The 18,030-nt window shown below is 70.2% G+C and carries 14 protein-coding genes; 5 read left to right on the top strand and 9 right to left on the bottom strand.

The window, feature by feature from the left end; all coding sequences use genetic code 11:
• Positions 1-46: 46 nt before the first annotated feature.
• A complete protein-coding gene (locus ACFOWZ_RS03840) occupies positions 47-1,525 on the bottom strand; it encodes an aldehyde dehydrogenase family protein (protein ID WP_382368706.1) in 1,479 nt (492 codons plus the stop codon).
• Between the two features lie 65 nt (positions 1,526-1,590).
• On the opposite strand from ACFOWZ_RS03840, the gene ACFOWZ_RS03835 reads away from it, so the two are divergent.
• Positions 1,591-2,004 carry a MarR family winged helix-turn-helix transcriptional regulator gene (locus ACFOWZ_RS03835; protein WP_382368703.1) on the top strand — a complete coding sequence of 138 codons (414 nt, stop codon included), beginning with the start codon at positions 1,591-1,593 and terminating at the stop codon, positions 2,002-2,004.
• A 110-nt stretch (positions 2,005-2,114) separates the two neighbouring features.
• Here ACFOWZ_RS03835 and ACFOWZ_RS03830 read toward each other — a convergent pair whose 3' ends face one another.
• The 4 genes from ACFOWZ_RS03830 to ACFOWZ_RS03815 all read right to left on the bottom strand — a co-directional run bounded on the left by ACFOWZ_RS03830 (position 2,115) and on the right by ACFOWZ_RS03815 (position 5,121).
• Positions 2,115-3,044, bottom strand: a complete 930-nt coding sequence (locus ACFOWZ_RS03830; protein WP_382368700.1) for a PDR/VanB family oxidoreductase — start codon at positions 3,042-3,044, stop codon at positions 2,115-2,117.
• Positions 3,041-3,199, bottom strand: coding sequence for a hypothetical protein (locus ACFOWZ_RS03825; RefSeq protein ID WP_382368697.1), 159 nt, complete (start codon positions 3,197-3,199; stop codon positions 3,041-3,043). The genes ACFOWZ_RS03830 and ACFOWZ_RS03825 overlap by 4 nt, the downstream gene beginning before the upstream one ends.
• Complete coding sequence (locus ACFOWZ_RS03820; RefSeq protein ID WP_382368694.1) at positions 3,196-4,230, bottom strand: Rieske 2Fe-2S domain-containing protein; 1,035 nt, start codon at positions 4,228-4,230, stop codon at positions 3,196-3,198. The genes ACFOWZ_RS03825 and ACFOWZ_RS03820 overlap by 4 nt, the downstream gene beginning before the upstream one ends.
• Positions 4,231-4,353: 123 nt before the next feature.
• A complete protein-coding gene (locus tag ACFOWZ_RS03815) occupies positions 4,354-5,121 on the bottom strand; it encodes an IclR family transcriptional regulator (protein WP_382368690.1) in 768 nt (255 codons plus the stop codon).
• Between the two features lie 76 nt (positions 5,122-5,197).
• On the opposite strand from ACFOWZ_RS03815, the gene ACFOWZ_RS03810 reads away from it, so the two are divergent.
• The gene (locus ACFOWZ_RS03810) at positions 5,198-6,565 is read left to right on the top strand and encodes an alpha/beta hydrolase (protein WP_382368687.1); all 1,368 of its coding nucleotides are present in this window, start codon (positions 5,198-5,200) and stop codon (positions 6,563-6,565) included.
• Here the strand turns inward: ACFOWZ_RS03810 and ACFOWZ_RS03805 are convergent.
• Complete coding sequence (locus ACFOWZ_RS03805; protein ID WP_382368684.1) at positions 6,511-7,362, bottom strand: helix-turn-helix domain-containing protein; 852 nt, start codon at positions 7,360-7,362, stop codon at positions 6,511-6,513. The genes ACFOWZ_RS03810 and ACFOWZ_RS03805 overlap by 55 nt on opposite strands.
• 48 nt (positions 7,363-7,410) lie before the next feature.
• On the opposite strand from ACFOWZ_RS03805, the gene ACFOWZ_RS03800 reads away from it, so the two are divergent.
• Positions 7,411-7,785, top strand: coding sequence for a nuclear transport factor 2 family protein (locus ACFOWZ_RS03800; protein WP_382368681.1), 375 nt, complete (start codon positions 7,411-7,413; stop codon positions 7,783-7,785).
• A complete protein-coding gene (locus tag ACFOWZ_RS03795) occupies positions 7,778-8,764 on the top strand; it encodes a zinc-dependent alcohol dehydrogenase family protein (RefSeq protein WP_382368678.1) in 987 nt (328 codons plus the stop codon). Before ACFOWZ_RS03800 ends, ACFOWZ_RS03795 begins: the two co-directional genes overlap by 8 nt.
• On the opposite strand, the gene ACFOWZ_RS03790 is transcribed toward ACFOWZ_RS03795, so the two are convergent.
• Positions 8,751-9,557 carry an NAD(P)H-binding protein gene (locus ACFOWZ_RS03790; RefSeq protein ID WP_382368675.1) on the bottom strand — a complete coding sequence of 269 codons (807 nt, stop codon included), beginning with the start codon at positions 9,555-9,557 and terminating at the stop codon, positions 8,751-8,753. The two genes, ACFOWZ_RS03795 and ACFOWZ_RS03790, sit on opposite strands and share 14 nt — an antisense overlap.
• Positions 9,554-9,976 (bottom strand): ester cyclase, encoded by a 423-nt coding sequence (locus ACFOWZ_RS03785; RefSeq protein ID WP_382368672.1) that lies wholly within the window; start codon positions 9,974-9,976, stop codon positions 9,554-9,556. The genes ACFOWZ_RS03790 and ACFOWZ_RS03785 overlap by 4 nt, the downstream gene beginning before the upstream one ends.
• Before the next feature lie 159 nt (positions 9,977-10,135).
• Here ACFOWZ_RS03785 and ACFOWZ_RS03780 point away from each other — a divergent pair, with 159 nt between their 5' ends.
• A complete protein-coding gene (locus tag ACFOWZ_RS03780) occupies positions 10,136-15,325 on the top strand; it encodes a CHAT domain-containing protein (protein ID WP_382368669.1) in 5,190 nt (1,729 codons plus the stop codon).
• Between the two features lie 7 nt (positions 15,326-15,332).
• Here the strand turns inward: ACFOWZ_RS03780 and ACFOWZ_RS03775 are convergent, their stop codons facing one another.
• Positions 15,333-18,008, bottom strand: coding sequence for a toll/interleukin-1 receptor domain-containing protein (locus tag ACFOWZ_RS03775; protein ID WP_382368666.1), 2,676 nt, complete (start codon positions 18,006-18,008; stop codon positions 15,333-15,335).
• Between the last annotated feature and the right edge of the window lie 22 nt (positions 18,009-18,030).

Below are 18,030 nucleotides of genomic sequence, written 5' to 3'. Positions count from 1 at the left end.
CACCTGAGGTCGACAAATGCGCCGTTCATCCCAACCGTTTCTCGGGTCAGGCCAGCGAGATGACGACGGACTTGGTGCGCGTGTAGGCGGCGAGCGCCTCGGGGCCGTACTCGCGGCCGTACCCGGAGTCCTTGACCCCGCCGAACGGGATCGCGGGGTCGAGCATCGCCCAGTCGTTGACCCACACGATGCCCGCCTGCAGCCGCGCGGCCACGCGGTGCGCACGGGCGAGGTTCTCGGTCTGCAGCCCCGCGGCGAGGCCGTACGGCGTGCCGTTGGCCATCGCGATCGCCTCGTCCTCGGTGTCGAACCGCTGCACGGTCAGCACCGGGCCGAAGATCTCCTCCTGCACGACGGACGAGCTGTCCGGCAGGTCCGCGATCACCGTGGGGTGGAAGAAGAACCCGTCGCGGTCGGCGCGCTGCCCGCCCGCCACGATCCGGCCGCCGTCCTTCTTCGCCTGCGCCACATGGCGTTCTACTTTGGACAGATGACGTTCGCCCGCCATCGGGCCGATCACGGTCGCCGGGTCGAACGGGTCACCGAGCGGCACGTGCGGCACGGCGCCGGCGAGCGCCTCGACCACCGCGTCGTACAGCGGTGCCGCGACGAGCAACCTGGGACCGCCCATGCAGAACTGGCCCGTGTTGAACACGAACCCCTTGATGGCCGCGCCGATCGCCTTCTCCACGTCGGCGTCCTCGAAGATGATGTGCGCCGCGTTGCCGCCCAGCTCCATCGTCATCGGCTTGAGCTGCCCGCCCGCCACGCTCGCCGCGTGCCTGCCGACGGCCGTCGACCCGGTGAAGGCCACCTTGTCGACGCCGGGGTGGCGCAGCAGGTGCTCGCCGATCTCGGAGCCGTACCCGGTCACCACGTTGACCACGCCGCCAGGAACGCCCGCCTCGGCGAGGATCTCGGCCATCAGCAACGCGCTGAGCGGCGTGTCCTCTGCGGGTTTGTGCACAACCGTGTTGCCCGCGGCGAGTGCCGGCGCGATCTTCGAGCTCGACAGGATCAGCGGGAAGTTGAACGGCGTGATCGCGGCGACCACGCCGAGCGGCTCGCGGCGGGTGTAGGCGTGCGAGGGGATCGGGATCTGCCTGGTGGCCCCGTCGATGCCCTGCGCCAGCGCCGCGTAGTACTCGTACTGCTCGGCGGTCGTCTCCACGTCGACCGGGCGGCACAGCGAGACCGGCTTGCCGACGTCGAGGCTCTCCACCGCGACCAGCTCGTCCGCCCTGGCCCGCACGACGTCGGCGACGCGGTGCAGGATCCGGGCGCGGTGCCTGCCCGGCGTCGCCGCCCAGCCGTCGAACGCGGCCCGCGCGGCGTCCACCGCGTCGTTCACGTCCGCCGTCGAGGCCCTCGCGACGGACGTCACGACCGTCCCCGTGGACGGGTCGACGACGTTGAACCGGCCACCTTCCGCGGGCTCCCGCCACTGTCCCCCGATGAACAGCCTGCCGGGCGAGACGTCGGGGCGCCGCAGCGTCGTGTCCGGACGGTCGTCGACTGTGGTCATGTGGATTTGCCTTCCTGTGACAGGCTTCGCTGTGATCGAGACGATCGATGGGGAAGGTGAGGCTCTTGCGACCGTCGCTGATGTACGAGGTCAAGCAGGTGGAACTCGCGGTGCGCGCACTCATGGACGAGGTGCTGCGCCCCGCCGGCGTGACGACCCTGCAGTACACCGCGCTGACGGTGCTGGCCGGGCGCGACGGCCTCACGTCAGCGGAACTGGCGCGGAACTCGTTCGTGACCGCGCAGACGATGACCGACATGGTCGCCGCGCTGGAGCGGCGTGAGCTGATCACCCGCGAGCAGGACCCCGCTCACGGCAGGAGGTTGCTGATCAGTCTCACGGACAAGGGCAGGGCGTTCCTGGACGAGCACGCCGCCGAGATCGCGGCGATCGAGGAACGGATGGTGAGCAGGCTCAACAAGGACGAGCGAACTGCGCTGCACGACCTGCTCAACCGGTGCCGCGCCGCTCTTTCCTAGTGACCACGCATGGTTTCCGCTCCTCGTTGAGCCTCGGTATCAGGATCGTGAATATCAGGATTCCTGATATAGAAATCATGGTTCTGCTTAGTTGAACTGTCAAGTGTTCGTCAGAGGTCGAGCACGAGCCGGGGCGAGCGCGACCGGGACACGCAGATCATCATCGCGTCACCGGTCTCCTTCTCCTCATCGGTGAGGACGGAGTCGCGGTGGTCGGGCGTGCCGCCGAGGACGATCGTCTCGCAGGTGCCGCACGTGCCTTCCTGGCACGAGGACAGCACGGACACGCCCGCCCGTTCGACGACCTCGAGCACGGACTGGTCGGCCGGCACGCGCAACACCTTGCCGGTCTCCGCGAGCTCCACTTCGAACTCGTGCCGAGGCCCTTGGTCCGCATCGGGTTTCGGCGAGAACCGTTCGACGTGGAGTGCACCCTTCGGCCACGCCGCGCAGTGCTGCTCGACGGCGGCCAGCAGGGGTTCCGGCCCGCAGCAGTACACCGCGGTGCCTTCCTCCGGTTCGCCGAGCAGTGACTGGAGATCCAGCAGGCCGTGCTCGTCCTGCGGGTGGATCTCGACCTGGTCGAAGGGCTCCAGCTCGTCGCGGAACGCCATGGAGGACCGCGTCCGGCCGCCGTAGACCAGCCGCCACTCGTGGTTCGCCTGCCGCGCCTGCGCGATCATCGGCAGGATCGGGGTGATGCCGATGCCGCCCGCGATGAACAGGTAGCGCTTCGCCTCGACGAGCTCGAAGTGGTTGCGCGGCCCTGCTATCTCGACCAGCTGCCCTTCGTCGAGAACGTCGTGCACGTGCTGCGAGCCACCGCGTCCTTCGGGTTCGCGCAGCACGGCGACCTTGATGGACGACGTGTCCGCCGGGTCGCCGCACAACGAGTACTGGCGGACCAGGTCACCGGTGAGCACCAGGTCGACGTGGGCGCCTGGTGTCCAGGCCGGCAGCGGGTCGCCGTCCGGGTGGCGCAGCGTCAGCAGCACCACCCCGTCGGAGACCGGCTCCTTCTTCTCCAGCAAGAGTTTCATGGCGTGTGCCCGATCGGGTGGTCGAGGATCCACTCCCACAGCTCCACCGGGTCCTCGAACTCGCGCTCGGCGTCGCAGTGGCACACCGCGCGGAGCCGGTCGGTGCCCAGAACCCAATGGACGCGCACCACCCGGTTGCCGGTGAGCATCTTCATGACTTCTCGACCAGCTTCTTGATCATCCTGCGTGCGGCGAGCCCGCCGGTGTCGATGTTGACCGACAGTTCCTGGTAGCCCTCGGGTTCGTTCGCGATGACCTTCTCCAGCACGTTCAGCGCCACGACGTCCTGCATGACGACCGTGCGGTTGTTCTCCGCGAGGAACGCCGAGACCTCCTCGTCGCCGAGCGCGAAGTCCCTTGCCACGGCCCAGAAGTCGTGCGTCGAGTTCTCGGTCTCCGGCGTGATCGCGTAGACGACCTCGACGTGGAACGCATCGGGGTCGGTCCCGTCCGGGTTGGGCACGGACCCGACCGGTGCGATGCGACTGTGCAGCTTGTACAGGCACGGCGGCGTGTACTCGATGTCCTGCCAGCGCGCGATCCTGCCCTGCAGACCGGTCGACTTCGAGTAGAACGGCGGGCACTCCGCGTCGTCCATGTGCCGCGAGACGTAGACGATGCCCGCGTCCTCGTCGACCTCGGTCGTGATCGGCGTGGCCGCGACCTCGGGCGTGCCGATGTAACCGCCGTGCAGGTACGTCTCGTGCGACAGGTCGAGCAGGTTGTCGACGAGCAGCTCGTACCTGGCGTTCAACGGTTCCATGCCGTAGACAGTCGTGTAGTCGTCCGCGACGAGCCACGGCGCACGCGGGATCCGCGACGCGTCGGCGTTGGCCGGGTCGCCGATGAAGACCCACACGAACGAGTCCTGCTCCACGACCGGGTACGGCAGAAGCCTTGCGGTGCGCGGAATCCGGGCTTGTCCGGGCACGGCGACGCACTTGCCGCCCGCGTCGTAGGTGAAACCGTGGTAACCGCAGACCACCTGGTCGTCGACGAGCCGCGAAGGCGGCTGCGACAACGGGAAACGCCGGTGCACGCACCGGTCCGGCATCGCGGTGACCGTGCCCTCGCGGGTGCGCCAGAACAGGATCGGCTCGCCGCAAATGGTGCGGGTGAACAGGTCGTGCTCGATCTCGGACCCGTAGGCGGCGACGTACCACTGGTCGCGCGGGAAGCCGGGCATCGGAGCTCCTTCTTCGTGGTGGGGAGGCTCAGCGTGACCTGAACCACTGCGTCGGTCGTAGCGGGGTTTCCGGAAAATGGAAGCTCTTAGGCCGAGAGGGTGCGCAAGATCGACTGGGTGTCCTCACGCCGACAGGGCCCGAGAGATCGCCTGCGCGCTGGTCCGCACGAGCCTCGCCAACGCGTGCGCGGTCGTGCTCCCGTGCCGCACGACCAACGAGACCGCGGCGATCACCGCCCCGGTCCGGTCGCGGATCGGCGCGCCGACCGACAGGGCGTCCATCGTCACCTGGCGGTCGCTGATCGAGAACCCGTTCGCCCTGACGTCGGCGAGCATCCGGCGCAACCGGGCGGGGTCGGTGACGGTCTCGGCGGTGTAGCGCTCGATCGGGCTGCCGAGCACCTCCTCCTGCACCTCGACGGGAGCGTGCGCGAGCAGCACCAGGCCTACACCGGTGGCGGTGAGCGCGAACCGGCCGCCGACTCGGGTGAGCACCGGTACCGCGCCGGAGCCCGCGATCCGTTCGACGAAGACGACCTCCGCGCCCTCCCGGACGGCCAGCTGCACGTTCTCCCGCGTGATCAGGGAGAGGTCCTCCAGGAACGGCAACGCGGTCTCGCGCAGGCCCGGTCCGCGCGGCGCGAGCGAGCCGAGCTCCCACAACCGCAGGCCGATCCGGTACAGGCCGTCGCCGCCTCGTTCGACGGCACCCCACAGGCAGAGTTCGTGCATCAGCCGGTGCGCGGTCGACAACGGCAGGTCCGCGCGCCGGGCGAGTTCGCTCAGCGTCAGTTCGCGGTGCTCGGCGTCGAACGCGTCGAGGAGCTGGAGCGCACGGCCGATCACCGGTCCGGTGGGACCGGCGGGGCGGCCTCGTCTGGGCGCGTTCACCCCCGCATTGTGCTTCTGAAAGTGTTGTGAGCGCTAACGCAAGAACGCTCCCACAGCTGGAGGCACTGTGCGCCTGATGAGACGGGCACTGGCGTTACCGATCGCGGCGATGGTTCTGGTGATCAGCGGGGGTGTGGCGACCGCGGGGCCGTCCATCGCCTGGGCGCCCTGCGAGGACAACCCGGAGGGCGAGTGCGGGACGCTGAGCGTGCCGCTCGACTGGAGCAGGCCTGGCGGCGGACGCATCGAGCTCGCGGTGGCACGCCACGTCGCCACCGACCCGGCGCGGCGGCTGGGTGTGCTCGTGGTCGACCCCGGCGGTCCTGGGGGTTCGGCGGCGCAGTTCGCGCTCTCCCGCCTGTTCAGCCCCGAGGTGCGGGCGCGGTTCGACATCGTTGGCATCGACTCGCGCGGCACCGGCAACAGCCTGCCGATCCGGTGCGCGGACCTGATGAACGACCAGCCGTCGATCTACCCGTCGGACGAGGCCGGGTTCACCGCGCTGCTGCGCCACAACCAGGGCGTGCTCCAGAAGTGTCGCGAGCGCAGCGGGCCGATCTTCGACCACGCCGACAGCGCCACCGTCGCGCAGGACGTGGACGCGGTGCGCAGGGCGCTGGGAGAGCGGAAGATCAGCTACCTCGGCCTGTCGTACGGCACGGTGTTCGGCCAGCTGTACGCCGAGAAGTTCGGCCACCGGGTCCGCGCGATGGTCCTCGACAGCGTTGTCGACCACAGCGTCGACACCCGGCGGTTCATGGGGGACAGGGCGGCGGCCGTGGACGACTCGTTCGTCGAGTTCGCCCGCTGGTGCGATCGCACCGACTCGTGCGCCCTGCACGGGCAGGACGTGTACGCGGCCTGGGAGAAGGCCCTCGACAGTGACCCCTCCGGCAAACAGCGGTTGATCGACATGGTCTACCAGGGGCTGGGTGGTCCGGACTTCGGCTGGATCGCGAACCTCATCGCCGGCAGTCTCGGCGCCGGGGCCAAGGCGGCGCTGGACTTCGAACCGAACTACGAGTCGGTCCGGCTGGCGACGGTCTGCCAGGACTTCTCGTTGCGCATCAAGAACTTCCAGGAGTACTCGCGGCTGCGTGCCGAGGAGCTGCGCCGGTCACCGATCATGCGCGGCAGCTTCATCGGCCACGACGAGGCCACCGCGTGCATCGGCGTCCCGGGGCCGCCCGCCAACCCACCGCACCGTCTCGACATCTCGGACGCACCGAAGATCCTGGTGCTCAGCGCGCGGCACGACCCGGTCACCCCGTACGCGTGGGCGGTCAACCTCCACCGGCAGGCGCCGCGCAACACCGCCCTGATGACCTACGAGGGCTGGGGCCACGTCGCCTACCCGCGCAGCGCCTGCACCCGCACTGGTGTCGAGAACTACCTGCTCGACCTCGAGATTCCCGCTGGGTGCCCGGCAGTCGAGCCGTCGTGACGCCGACGCAGCACGTCGGCGGTGGCCTCGTCGACGGGTAGCCACGCCTCCAGGTGCAGTTCGGCGAGGGTGACGTCCACGGCGGTGGCGAAGGACGTCAGCGTCGTGAGCAACCGCAGGGTGCCGTCGGAGGTGCGCAGCTCCAGCGGGACCGCGAAACCCAGGTAGTCCCTGCCGGGCGGCGGCGCGTCCGGCAGGTACCCCGACAGCTCGGTGATCAGCTCGGTGAGCCGCGGGTCGGGATGACGAGCCGCCCTGGCGCGCAGGCCCTCGATCACGTGCCTGCCCCACACGGCCAGGTTCTGCACGCGGGCGGCCATGCCGTCCGGGTGCAGGGCCAGCCGCCAGATGTTCTGTCCCGCCAGCAGTTCCGGCGCGACACCCTCGCTGAGCACGCCGATCGCGTCGTTGGCGGCGACGATCTGCCCGAGCGGGCCCGCGACCAGTGCCGGGTAGGGCAGGTGCCCGGCGAGCACCTGGTGCAGCGCCTCCCGCACCGGCCGCATCCGCGGGTCGTCGAGGTTCGTCTCGCTGAACGCGGGCGCGTACCCGGCCGAGACCAGCAGCGCGTTGCGTTCCCGCAGCGACAGGTCCAGCGACTCGGCGAGGCGCAGCACGAGCGGGCGGCCGGGCAGCGAGCGTCCGGTCTCGACGAAGCTCAGGTGCCGCTGCGTGGTGCCCGCCCTCGACGCCAGCTCCAGCTGGCTGATCCGGCGCGCGTCCCGCCACCGGCGCAGTTCGCTCCCCAGGTGGTTCTCGATCGTCTGCACGTCGTCCTTCCTAACCTGTTCGTCCATTCCCTGCAGGGAATTGTTCTGCCCCACCGCAGATCACAAGATCGGTGCATGACCGATGTGAGTGAAGTGATCAAGAAGTTCAACGCCGCGTTCGCCGAGCACGACTGGACGTTGCTGGAGGACCTGGTCCACGAGGACTGCGTGATGGAGGCGATCGAGCCGGCTCCCGAGGGCCTGCGGTGCGTCGGGCGGGACGAGTGCCTGACGTTCTGGCGGGCGCTGGCCGGCAACCGCGACACCCAGTTCGAGCAGGAGGACGTCGTGGTGGCCGGGGACCGCGCGACGATCAAGTGGCGGTACCGGTTCGGCGAGGGCCCGCTCGACTACGTGCGCGGAGTGAACCTGATGCAGGTCCGCGACGGGCAGATCGTGGAAGCCCTGGGGTACACCAAGAGGTCGCCGCGCGAGGCCGTTGATGCGTAGCTGGCGCGCGACCCCCGGTGCGGGGATCGACGGGTTGAGACTGCAGGAGGCGCCTGAGCCGGTGCCGGGACCCGGTGAGGTCCTCGTGGCCGTGCGGGCGGTGTCGCTCAGCTTCCGCGAGTTGCTCGTGCTGCGCGGCACGTACGTGTTGCCGGTCAAGCCGGACCTGGTCCCGGTGTCGGACGGCGCGGGCGAGGTGGTGGCGGTGGGACCTGGCGTGCACCGGACCCGGGTCGGTGACCGGGTCACCGCCGGGCTCTTCCCGAGCTGGCTGGACGGTCCGTTCGGGCCGGAGCACCTGCCGCAGCTGGGCGGGTCGCTGGACGGGGTGCTGGCCGAACTGGTGGTGCTGCCGGAGTCCGCGCTCGTCCCGGTGCCGCGGCACCTGTCCTTCGCCGAAGCCGCAACGCTTCCGTGCGCTGCCGTGACGGCCTGGAACGCGCTGTCCGGTGTGCGTGCGGGCGACACGGTCGTGACGCTCGGAACCGGTGGGGTGTCGTTGTTCGCGTTGCAGTTCGCCGTTCTGCTCGGAGCCGAGGTGATCGCCCTGACGAGCAGCGAGGACAAGGCACGACGGCTGAAGGCGTTGGGAGCGCACGAGGTTCTGCACCGCAGGCCGGACTGGCCCGCCGAAGTGCGCTTCAGGGCAGGCCGCGGCGCCGACCGCGTCGTCGACGTGGCCGGCGACCTGTCGCAGTCGTTGCGAGCGGTGGCGGTGGCCGGGGAGGTGGCACTCGTCGGGTTCATCGGTGGTGAGGTGCCGCCGCTCGACCCGAGGCTGCTGTTCGGCTCCGGTGCGAGCGTGCGGCCGATCGCGGTCGGCAGCCAGGCCCAGTTCCGGGCGATGAACCGCGCGATCGAGGTCGGCGGTCTGCGTCCGGTGGTGGACCGGGAGTTCGCGTTCGAGGACGCCGCCGAGGCCTTCCGGTACTACGAGGACGAGCAACCGCTGGGCAAGGTGGTCATCACGGCCGGCTGAACGCGGCCGCGTTGTCCCGCGCCCAGTCGGCGAAGGTGAGCGCGGGCCTGCCCAGCAGTTCCTCCACGGTGGCGGTGGTGGGACCGGGCCGGGTGGCGTAGTCGGCCAGGGACCCGAGCAGGCGGGCGGGCACCTCCTCGGGCAGTCCCTGCGCGAGGAGGCCCTGCCGCACCTGCTCGGGCGGAAGCTCCTGGAACGACAGCGTCCTCCCGATCGCGGCACCGATGAGCCGCACCTTCTCGTGCTGGTCCAACGACTCCGGCCCGGTCAACGTGTGCACGGCCCCGGCGTGCACGTCACTGCGCAGGGCCTGTGCGGCCACCGCCGCGATGTCGGTCTCGTGGATCGGGGACGTGGCAGCCTCGCCGTACGCCCCGCGCACCACGTCACCGACCTCGACCTGCGGCACCCAGGCCAGCGCGTTGGCGGCGAAGTCGGCGAGGCGCAGTACCGTCCACTCCAGACCGGAGTGCACGACGAGTTCCTCCGCGGCCCTGAACTGGGCGGCGAACCGCGCCTCTCCCGCCGGGTGTGCGACGGTGGTGGCCGACAACAGCACCACGCGCCGGACTCCCCGCTTGACGGCCAGAGCCAGCAGCTCTTCGAGACCCGGGCCGGTGGCACGCGGGCTGATCTGCACCGCCTCCACGCCTTCCAGCACGGGATCGATCCACTGTGGACTGAACAGGTCGCCGTCGCTCCGGGTCACCGCGGTGACCGCGATGCCGTCCTGCAGCAACAGTTTCGCGGTGCTCCGGCCCACGACGCCGTTACCGCCGGTGATGAGGATCATGATGCTTCTCCTTGCAGCTGCTGTAGTTGTCCGAAGACGTCGACGACTCCCCAGATCTCGGCGATGAGGCCGTCGGTGAAGCGGATGATGAAGATCTCGTCGTACCTCACGGACCTGCCGGTCGGCGGCCTGCCCCGGTACTCGCCGAGGTGGGTGCCGGTCACGGTGTTGCGGTAGACGACCTTGTCGCCCTCGGCCACCACCTCCTCGGTGGTGACCTGGATGTCGGGGAACGCGCGCAGCAACGTCACCCACACCTGCTTGAGCGCTTCCGGCCCGGTCATGCCGTTCGGCACCGGGGCGTGGAAGACGAGGTCAGGAGCGACGACCTCGTCGATCGCCTTCGAGATGGCGTCCAGGTCGCCGCTGTTGACGGCGTCGTGGAAGCGGCTGAACGCCGCCTTGTTGGTCGTTGTCATGTGCACGAGACGCCGGGCGCGGGCGGCGTGTGACGCTCCGTGAGCCGGGTCACAACGGAGAGCGTCCGGTCGTGGATGGATGATCGACGCGCTGTAACGAGTCGGGCCGCCACAGCGAGGAACTACCGCAGGCGGTATGCACCAGGAGAGCGGGTGCCCATGGCCGAGTTCACCGTCCAAGGGAGGCCGGCGGAGGAGCCGGCGGGTCGCGACGAGTTCGCGGAACTCTACGGCGGGGATGTCGGCTACGTCGTGCGGCGCGAGGTCGACGTCGCGGGGGTGAGCCGCGGCGACACCAGTCCCGTGCTGCTCTCCGGTGACGATGACGACGTCGTCGAGGTCGCGGACACCGACGGCGTGGTCAGCTTCTACCGGGCCGCCACGCTCGTCGACCAGGCGCGGCGCGGTGCGACGCGAGGTGCGGCGCAGGGGCCGCTCGACGTGACGCCGTTCCTCGGCGAACGCAGCCGCGACGGGGGTTCACGGGTCGCGAACGTGCGGCGTTCGAAGATCACCCTGCCACCCGGTGTCACGAAGGCGCTGAGCGACCTCGACTCCGAGATCGGACCTGTGCTGACCAGGTCGGGTGTCCTCGGCGGTGCCGGGGTGATCGCGGGGAGGTTGTCCGGTTTCGTGCTGACGCCGGCGGCGAAGAAGGCCGTCGAGACCATCACGAACTGGATCGACGCGCCGGTCGCGGACGAGGCAGAAGAGTCGGTGCGGCGGCGCAAGCCCAAGATCCGGGGCGTCTACACCGTGGACGAGAATCTGCTCCTGGAGAAGGAGGGGCGGAAGCCGGTTCCGGACAGCGAGAAGCCCTACCTCGTCCTCCTGCACGGCACCTTCTCGCACACCGAGGCGGCGTTCGGGAAGCTGCGCGGCACGCGGGAGTGGGAACGGATCGTCGACCGGTACGAGGGCCGGGTGCTGGCGTTCGAACACGCGACGCTGGGCAAGACGCCGGCGCAGAACGCGTTGGACGCCGCCAAGGACCTGCCGGACGCGCCGTTGCACCTCGTGAGCCACTCGCGCGGTGGGCTGGTCGGCGAGGTGCTGAGCTACGCGGCGCGACATGAACCGTCGTTCGCCGCCTACGCCGGCGTGCCGGACCACCCGGACCACCAGGCGCTGCGGGATCTGCGCGACAACCTCGCCGGACGCAGGCTCCGGGTCGAACGGTTCGTGCGCGTCGCCTGCCCGGCCATGGGCACCACGCTCGCGTCCGGACGCATCGACCGCTGGGCCTCGTTCCTGTTCAACGTGTTCAACCTCGTGCCCGTGCTGCGGGACACCGGGATCGCCGCGCTGATCAAGAAGTTCCTGCTGACCATGCTGGAGCAGCGCACCGATCCCAGGGTGATGCCGGGACTGGAAGCGCAGATGCCCGAGTCGCCGTTCCTGCGGATGCTGCTCGCGGCGCCACCGCTGGCCGACGGGCTCGGGTCCATCGCGGGTGACGTGCAGGGCCGGGGTGTGCTGAACCGGCTGATGGTGCAGGGCGCGGACCTCTTCTACGGGGAGAACCACGACTTCGTGGTGCCGACCTCGTCGATGTCCGGCGGGGTCAGCAGAGAAGCCTCCCAGCGCGCGTTCTTCCAGGGGCCGGCGGTCAACCACGGCGGCTACTTCGCCAACGAGGACAGCAGGCAGGCGCTGGAGAACTGGCTCGCGGGCAACGGCGCCCAGGGCTTCGAGACCCCGCCGCCACCGCAGTGGCCGGTCAAGCGCGGCGGGACCACCGAGGTCACCGGGCAGGTCCTGCTCGTGCCCGACCTGTTCGGCTCGACGCTGATGCGCGAGAACCAGCTCGTCTGGCCGAACCTGACGGAACTGGTCGGCCACGGCCCGGAAGAAGTTCTCACGGACGGCGAGGCGAAACCCGGCCGGCTCGTCGACGGCTACTCGCTGCTGAGCTCGGCTTTGGCCGGTCAGCACCACGTCACGCCGTGCCAGTTCGACTGGCGCCGCGAGCTCGACGAGCTGGCGGCCGACCTCGCGGACAAGCTGCTCGACGGTACTCCGCACGTGGTGGCGCACGGCGCCGGCTGCCTGGTGCTGCTCGCCGCGCTGTCGTCGGAGCCCCTGCGGTCCGAGTGGAACAGGGCCGGTGGCAGGGCCGTGCTGCTCGGACCGCCGCTGGAGGGCAGCTGGCTCGTCAGGGCGCGGCTGGAGGGCAAGGACGAGTTCACCGCGGCGCTGGCCCTGCTGGACCACACCGCGGACGCCACCCGGGTCGCCGAATGGCTCAAGGACTGGCCGATCCTCGAGGATTTGCTGCCGGAAGAGGGTGCGGAACGGCGAAAGCGCCTGATCCCTCCCAGCTGGACGGGAATCACAGCGGTGTACGGCAGCGCCGAGCAGACGGTGTGCGGTGCCAACAAGGATGGTGGGTACGACGTCTCCCCGAACGGCGACGGGTTCGCACCATGTCCGAGCGATCGCCTGGACGGACCCGCGAGGTGGTACGCGCTCGTGCCGCACGCGGACCTGCCGTCGGATCCGGACACCGTGTCCGCGGTTCTCGACCTCCTCGCCGGACGCCGGCCGAGCAAGCTGCTCACGGCCCCGACGGCCAAGCCGGGAGCCTCGGGCCCGCTCACCGATCCACGTGGTCTTCTCGTGCTGCCGACCGCCGACGAGCTCGTCCGGCTGGCGTGGGGCGGTGGACGTTCGGCAACGCGGCGGCGGGTGCTCAAGGTCGGTGTCGTGCACGGGGATCTGCGCTGGGAGGAGGGCGCGGTGCTCGTCGGCCACCAGGACGGCACGCCGATCAGCGGAGCGGAGAAGGCCCTCGACGCCCACCTGAAGGGAGCACTCGAGCGGCGCGCGGCGTTCCGCCAGTACCCCGGCAGGCTCGGGACGTGCGAGGTGTTCGAGTCCTCCGGTGGACCGGCCGCGATGGTGATCGGGCTCGGCGACGCCGGTGACCTCACGCCCGGTGCGTTGACCGCGGGCGTCACCCAGGCGGTGCTGAGGCTCGCCGCGATCCAGGAGGACCGGACGGCGGAAGGGGAGTCACCCGCGCCGCTGTCGATCTCCGCGGTGCTGGTGGGCACGGCGCTCGTGCCGCCGATGCCGGTCGAGAACTCGCTGACGTCGATCGTGTCCGGTGTCCGCCAGGCGAACCGCAGGCTGGACGACCTGCGTTCACGGGTCGTCATCGACGAGCTGAGGATCGTCGAGATGTACGAGGAGCGCGCGATCCAGGCGACGAAAGCGGCCGTGCGGCTGGCGCAGACCCTCGACGTCAAGGGCGGTGAGGTCGTCGTCGAACGCCGCATGCTCACCGGGTTCGACGGCAAGCCCGGTGCGCCGTCGGCCTACCGCGAGGGCATCTGGCGCACCGTCCGGATCGTCGCCGAGGACAGCGGTGGCGACGCGCAACGGCTCGGGGCGCTCTCGTTCACGAGCATCGGCCGGTCCGCCCGCGCCGAGCAACGGGTGAACACCGCCCAGCGCAAGCTTTTGGACGCGCTCGTCGCGGAGGCCATCGCGGACCACCAGCCGGACGAGCAGCTCTACAACACGTTGTACGAGCTGCTCGTGCCCAACTCGCTCAAGGGACAGGGCTACGGCAGCGAGAACCTGTTGCTGGTCATCGACGAGGAAGCCGGCGCGCTGCCGCTGGAGATGCTCGCCAGCCGGTCGCACGACCTGGACGTGCAGCCGCTCGCCGTCGAGGTCGGGGTCATCCGGCGGCTGGAGACGCGCACGTTCGCCGAGACGACGATCCGTCCGTCGTCGGGGCACGCCGCGCTGGTCATCGGTGATCCCGCGGGCACCGGGATGCCGCCGCTGCCCGCCGCGCGGGACGAGGCCAAGAAGGTCGCGAACCTGCTGCGCACCAAGGGTTACGAGGTCACCTCGATCATCGCCGGGGTGGATGACGACGATGACGTCGTGCCGATCCTGAACGCGTTGTTCCGGCACGAGTACCGGATCGTGCACATCGCGGGACACGGCCACTTCGACGCCAAGGACCCGTCGCGCAGCGGTGTGATCATCGGGAAGGACGTCTACCTCGGCGCGCTGGAGATCGCCAAGATGCGCACCACGCCGGACGTCGTCTTCCTCAACTGCTGCCACCTCGGCGCGATGCAGCTGCCGGACCAGGGCACACCCCGCGCGGACAGGCTGGCGTCGAGCATTTCGCGGCAGCTCATCGAGAACGGGGTGCGCTCCGTGATCGCGGCGGGCTGGGCCGTCGAGGACAAGGCGGCACACCGGTTCGCCACGACGATCTACGACGAGCTGCTGGACGGCGGCGAGCTCGGCATCGCGAGCCTCAACGCCCGCAAGGCGGTCTGGGAACACCACCGGTCGACGAACACGTGGGGTGCGTACCAGGTCTACGGTCCGCCCGCGTTCCGGCTGGATCCGGCGGTGGGCGGGACCGCGCAACGGGAGGAGCTCGTGGCTCCCCGCGAACTGGCCGACGAGCTCGCGGCGCTGAAGCGGCGCGCGGAGGACGCGCCGGACGTCGTGGCCACGGCGCTGGCCAAGGAGCTGGAGGCGTTGCTGGAGTCGACCCCGAAGGAATGGCTGCGAGGACACGAGCTCTCGGCCGTCGGCGACGTCTGGGCCCTGCTCGCCCGGTACAAGGAAGCCGTCGAGTACTACGAGAAGGCCCAGAACGACTGGGACGCGTCCGGCGCGGTCAGGTCTTTCGAGCAACTGTTGAACGTCAGGGCGAAGTGGGCGGTCGAGCGCATCCAGCATCCGGACGATCCCGGGCCCGAGGCGACCGAACTGCTCGACCGCGCCGCCAGGTCGGCTGATCTCCTCCTGCAGCTGGGCGAGACGCCGGAGCGCTACTCCCTGAAGGCGAGCGTCGAGCGCAGACGTGCGTTGTGCGTGGCGTGCGACCCGGGAAAGCTGACCGACGCGCTCGCCGAGGCGCGTGACAACTACCAGCGCGCCGTCGACCTCCACCGCGAGCGGTACGGTTCGATCTACTTCTACCCGGCGCTCAACGCGGTCGTGCTCGGCTGGCTCGCCCACCAGCGCGACGACACCCAGCCGTTCGCCGAGGAGGACGCGCGGAAGTTGATCGCGGGCTCCGTCGCCGCCGCGCGGGCGGAGCGCCGTCCCGACTTCTGGTCCCGCGTCACCCCGGCCGACGCGAAGCTCGCCGAGGCGCTGGTCTCCGGTGAGCTGGTGAAGAACGAGGACGCCGTCGCGGAGGAGTACTTCCGGGCGTTCGCCCAGTCGAGCCTGCGTGCTCGGGCGGCCGTGATCGAGCACATCGATCTCGCCGTGTGCGCGCTGACGCCTCTGGCGGCCGCGAAGGAGATCTCCGAGGCGTTGAAGCGGCTGAAGAAACGGCTGGCGGCGTGGAGTCCTCAGTAGACAGAAGTCAGCACGGCCATCGCACGTCGATGTCGCCGAGGTAGCGTTTTTGTTCCTCAGTGGACAGACCGCCGGTGACCGTCGTGCACAGCGTGCGCATCCACGCGTCCGGATTTCCTTCCCACAAGGTGAGCAGGCCGTTCTCCTTTGCGCTCAACAGCCCTCCGTCACCGGTCGCGACGAGCCTGGTCACCTTCCCCGCCGCGCCCAGGTGCCGCCAGGTGCCGACCTCGCCACCGTCCGCGCTGTTCCACAGCACGAGCTCGCCGGTCTCGGGATGCTGCTGGGCGACCAGGCCGGGCGCGAAGGCCACCGACGCCCGGGCGTTGTCCACACCCCGGCCGAACACCATCGCACCTTCTGACCGTCCGTCGTCGAGCAGCACGCGGCCGTCGATGTCCGTCGCGGCCACCTGCTCGCCGTCGTCGCTCACCGCGAAACCTCCGACGAGGGCGGCGAAGTGGATCTGGCGGATCTTCTCCAGCTCGCCGCCGCTCCACCGCCAGAGCGTCATGTCGGTGCCGCCACCGCCTTCGTGGGCCTGGATCGCCTTCGTCACGACCGCGACGGTGTCGCCGCGGAGGTTCGTCGCGATCTGCTGGTCGTGCGGGGAGCCGCCGACCGGGGCCGTCCCGCGCTTCCCGGCGTCCTCGGCCACGGGTGTTCCGTCGGGGCGAGCCGTGACGAGATGCCTGCTGTCGCTGAGGAAGCCGATCTCGTCGGTGACGATCGAGCCGACCTGTGCGCCGGTGGTGGTGTCCCACGTGGTGTGGGAGCCCGGCCTGCCAACGGAAAGCCGTTGCCCGTCGGGACTGAGACGCACGGTGCCGCCCGGCGCGGAGAACTTCGACTTCTCGGCCAGAGTGGACAGCTCGCGCAGCACGACCTCGCCCGAGCTGGAGACCGCCGCGGTCCCTGCCGCGCTCACCGCCACTCCGCTGACGCCGGGCGGTCCCTGCACCTCGGCGCGCATCCTGCCGTCCCGGTCCGGTGAGGTCACCACAACCGTGCCGTTCTCGGAGATCGAGGTGACAAGTGCGCCGTCATCGCTCATCCGCAGGTCCTGAACGCGAACGGGGTGCTGGAAGAGCTGGGTGGTCTGCGCGAGCGTCTGGTCGTACAGGAGCACAGCACCCTGTTCGGTGCCCACGGCGATGCGCCGCCCGTCGGCGGAAACACTGACACAGCAAGCGTCTTCGCCCACCTCCGTCGTGCGCGTCCTGGCCCGCGTGCCCAGGTCCCACAGTTCGAGCGCGGAACCGTTGAGCAGCGCCAGCGTCGACTCGCTGACCGCCAGGCCGTGCGGCCAGACCCGGCCCGCGCCGAACGCCGTCCAGGTGCCGCTCTCCGGTTCGAACGTCACGACCTTCGCCTGCGGTGAGCGACCGTCGACGGTGTAGAGGCGATCCCCGCGGAACTCCAGCGGACCACCGGGGGCGTTGTCGTCCTGGACCTCGGCCACCGGCCGGCCGGTTTCCAGGTTCCACACGCCGAACTTCGGGGTGGATCCACCGGCGCCGCCGCCGGAGATCGCGAGCCACCGGCCGTTCGAGGACATCGCCAGGCGGTTCAGGTCACCCGAGAACGGGATGTCGTGCGTGAGCGAGCCGTCTCTCGTGTTCCAGACCTTCACCTTCGAACCGTCGGTCCCCGCGAGCAGACTGCCGTCGCCGTTGAGGGCGAGCGCGGACGTCCAGTCCGGCGGCGCGAAGGTGACGGACCGACGGGATTTGTTGTCCCACAAGGAGATCTTCCCGTCGGAGTAGGCGTGGGCGGCGACCGTCCCGTCGGCGCTCATGGCGACACTGGCGCGCGTGGCCACGTTTGCGGGCCGGTTGCGGCTCACCGTGTCGGTGCCGGGAGAGACGATCGACACCACGTGCTTCGCCTGGTCGAGCGTGCTCATCAACGCGGCCTTCGCCTGCACGGACCCGCTGGCGCTCCACGACGACAGCGCGAGCCGGACCGCCAGCTGCGGGTCGGAGGACATCAGCCGCTGCGCCTCGCCGGACATCGCTCTGGACAGCGCGATCCTGGCCTGCTCGGTCGCGCGGTCGCGTTGCGCGGCGGCCACCCGTTGCTGCCACACCGCGACACCGCCCGCCACGAGCGTCAGCGTCAGCAGGCTCGCCAGCACGGAGACGAGCCGGCGCTGCTGGCGGAGGTCCTCGCTGATCAGTTCGTCCTTGGCGACCCCGTGGATCGCGGCGGCCAGCGTGGCGGCCGCGCTGCGGAACTCCTTGCCGCTGCGGCGTTCCCGCTCGCGGAGGTCGACCCACAGCGGCTCGGCGGTGAACCAGCCCTCCAGGCACCGGGGGAGCGCGGTGGTGCGGGCCCAGTCGAAGTCGCCCGCCTCGTCGTCCCAGAACAGCTCGCCGCCGGTCAGCACGATCAGGAACGTGTCCCTGGACTTCTCCTCCCGCCACAGGGCAACCTCGCGGGCGACCCACGGCGACGCGGCCGACTCCGGGCACGCCATGAGGGTGAAGGTGCGCGACGCCAGCAACGCGTCCTGGATCGACGACCACAGGTCAGGGCTCGCGGCGAGGCTCACGTCGTCGCGGAACACCCGCAGCGCCCTCGGCCGGTACCAGGGGCGGCCGATCCGGTGCAGGCTGCGCTGGAGCGACCTGGCGAGCGGCCGGTCAGCCGAGTGGCTGTAGGAGATGAACCCGTCGTACACCCGTGCCCCCTTCGACGACGGG

It is taken from the genome of Lentzea rhizosphaerae (genome assembly GCF_042649515.1).
Lineage (GTDB): Bacteria > Actinomycetota > Actinomycetes > Mycobacteriales > Pseudonocardiaceae > Lentzea > Lentzea aerocolonigenes.
This window is presented reverse-complemented; position numbering and strand designations above follow the sequence as displayed.